Origin of the sequence: Thomasclavelia sp. (assembly GCF_017889095.1) — a bacterium.
Lineage (GTDB): Bacteria > Bacillota_I > Bacilli_A > Erysipelotrichales > Coprobacillaceae > Thomasclavelia.
The window spans coordinates 1-2,976 of record NZ_JAGHEW010000355.1 but is presented as its reverse complement, the minus strand read 5'-3'; the positions used below and the strand labels follow the sequence as shown (position 1 = coordinate 2,976).

Here is a 2,976-nt window from a genome sequence, read left to right as displayed (position 1 = left end):
TGAATATGCGTATACTTTAATTGATACTAATGATGTAGTTCGTCAGGATATTATTGATCGAATTGAATCAGCTAAAGGTGTCATTAATGTACGTGTAATCGTGGATTAATTTATTAAAGTGAGAAAAATTTTTCTCACTTTTTATTTTTGGATGATTATGTTGTAAAATGTTAAAAAATGTCATATACTAAAAAAGAAAGTTGAAAAAGGGAAGTTTAATAATGAAAAAGATGACATTACGAGGGAAAATAACGATTATTGCAACATTATTGGTTGTAGTTTTAATTGGTGTTGTTTGTTATTTTATTTTTAGAGATCCAATTGTTTTTAAAACTAAAGAAGTTGAAGTGGAAATTAATGAAAGCTTTGATCCGCTAAAAAATATCGAAACGGTTAGAAAAGGCGATATTAAGGATGTTAAAGTTGATAGCTCTAAAGTTAAATATGATAAATTAGGTGAATATGATTTAATCTATACTTTAGATGATCATAAGTATACAGTAACTGTAAAAGTAGTCGATACGACCAAACCAAAATTTGATGTTGTTGATTTAGATATTGATTTAGGAATGAAAGTTGATCCAGCAAGCATGGTAACTAATGTCAAAGATGCAACGAAAACTAAAGCTAGTTTTAAAGAAGATTATGATTTTAGTAAAGAAGGCACTGTCGATGTTGTTGTTTGTTTAACTGATCAAGGTGATAATGTAACCGAAAAAAAGGGAAAAGTTAAAATCGTTAAAGATAAACAGGCACCTGAAATTAGTGATCTAAGTGAAATCAGTGTTATTGTCGGTGGTAAAGTTGATTATAACCAGGGAGTGACAGTTAGTGATAATCGTGACCCAGAACCAAAATTAGAAATTGATTCTAGTAAAGTAGATTTAACTAAAGTCGGTACCTATAAAGTTACTTATACCGTTACTGATCGTTCTGGTAATAAAACTGTCAAAAAACGGGAAATTAAAGTAGTGGAAAATAAAACAATTGGAACTAGTGAACAATCTAGTGAAAAAATTGTTTATTTAACATTTGATGATGGACCATCAGCGAATACTCAAAAGATCCTAGATATTTTAGATCAATATAATGCTAAAGCTACTTTCTTTGTAACTGGAAATAATCAATCATATAATCATTTAATTAAAACAGCCCATGATAAAGGGCATACCATTGCTTTACATACTTATTGTCATGATTATCCAACAGTTTATAGTTCAGTAAGTGCTTATTTTGATGACTTAAACAAAGTTGGAAATATGGTTAAAGATTTAATTGGTTATTTTCCTCGTTATGTTCGTTTTCCAGGTGGCGGTTCTAATACCGTATCTCGTAAATATTGTCCAGGAATCATGACTACTTTATCAAAAGAATTAATTGCCAGAGGATATCAGTACTATGACTGGAATGTTGATTCTCAGGATGCTTCAGGTAATAATGTAGCGGTAAGTAAGATTATTAGTAGTGCTACTAGTGGAAAATCAAATAATCTTAATATTTTATTCCATGATACGGCTGCTAAGTCAACAACGGTCCAGGCATTACCGGCGATTATTGAATATTATCAAAAACAGGGATATCGTTTTGAAGGTATCAATGATAGTTCTTATGCCCCACATCAAAAAGTTAATAACTAAAAAGCCAATTTGGCTTTTTTTTGTATAAAATACCCTATTTTAGTGGTAAAATAGAAGAAATAGGAGGGAAAGTTATGTTAAAAGAGTATCAGTTTGAAGAAATTGAATTAGCACCAGATATTGAAGAATGTTTGGAAAATGCTAAGTTAGAATTATCAAAAAAACAGATGTTGTTGAAAGCTAAAAAATTACCAGTAGTAGTATTATTTGAAGGTTGGGGAGCTTCTGGAATTGGAACAACGTTAGGTAAGGTAATTCAAAACATGGATCCACGTTTTTATACGGTAGAAACGATGAATAAAATTACTGAAGAAGAAGCTCGAAAACCATTTTTATATCGCCATTTTTTAAAAATACCTGAAAATGGAATGGCAACATTTTATGATCATGGCTGGATGAACGATGTTATTAAAGACTATATTCATCATAATATTTCTAAACAAGAATATCAAAGTCGACTTCAAAGTATTCAAAACTTTGAAAGAACTTTAGTAGATAACGGTTATCTAGTAATTAAATTCTTCTTTCATATTTCTAAAGAAGATCAAAGTAAACGAATGAAACGATTATTGAAACACAAAAATACTAAATGGCGGGTTAGTGATGATGATCTTTGGCAAAATAAACATTATGAAGAATATTTAGATTTATATAATGAATATATGAACCAAACTAATCCGGCTTACGCTCCATGGTATGTAATTGATGCGACTAATAAAAAATTAGTTCAATTACAAGTTTTAGAAACATTGATGAGCTGTATTCAAAATCGCTTAGATCATGAAAAAGAAGATGCTAAAATTATTGATAATATTTATCCACTTAGAAAAACGATTAAATTAAATGATTATGATTTATCAGTATCAATCAAAGAAGAAACTTATCGTAAAGAACTTAAAAAATGTCGTAAAAAACTTAGAAAATTACATAATATAATTTATCGTAAAAAAATACCAGTTATCATTGCTTATGAAGGTTGGGATGCGGCTGGAAAAGGTGGTAATATCAAAAGAGTTACTTCCGGTTTAGATCCTCGAGGTTATACTGTTTACCCAATTGCGGCTCCTGATAAAAGTGAACTTAACCGGCATTATTTATGGCGTTTTTATAAACGTTTACCTAAAGATGGTCATGTAGCGATTTTTGATCGTACCTGGTATGGTCGGGTCATGGTTGAACGTTTAGAAGGATTCTGTAGTGAAAACGATTGGCAGCGTGCTTATAATGAAATGAATGAATTTGAAAAAGAACTTGCCAACTGGGGTGCTATCGTTATTAAATTCTGGGTTCAAATTGATAATCAAACACAATTAGAAAGATTTACTGAACGTCAAAATAC

Annotated in this window: 2 protein-coding genes; both read left to right on the top strand. The window is 30.3% G+C overall.

All coding sequences use genetic code 11. The annotated features are described in order from the left end of the window. The first annotated feature begins 221 nt into the window (after nt 1-221). Entirely contained in the window at nt 222-1,637 is a 1,416-nt protein-coding gene (locus J7M77_RS15115) for a polysaccharide deacetylase (protein WP_296880067.1), read from the top strand. Between the two features lie 74 nt (nt 1,638-1,711). Then, on the top strand, nt 1,712-2,976 hold a 1,265-nt coding region (locus tag J7M77_RS15110), incomplete at its 3' end, for a phosphate--AMP phosphotransferase (RefSeq protein ID WP_296880065.1).

Excerpts from the sequence above, each read along its gene's own strand:
- J7M77_RS15115 (WP_296880067.1), top strand. The coding sequence starts at position 222 with ATGAAAAAGATGACATTACGAGGGAAAATAACGATTATTGCAACATTA.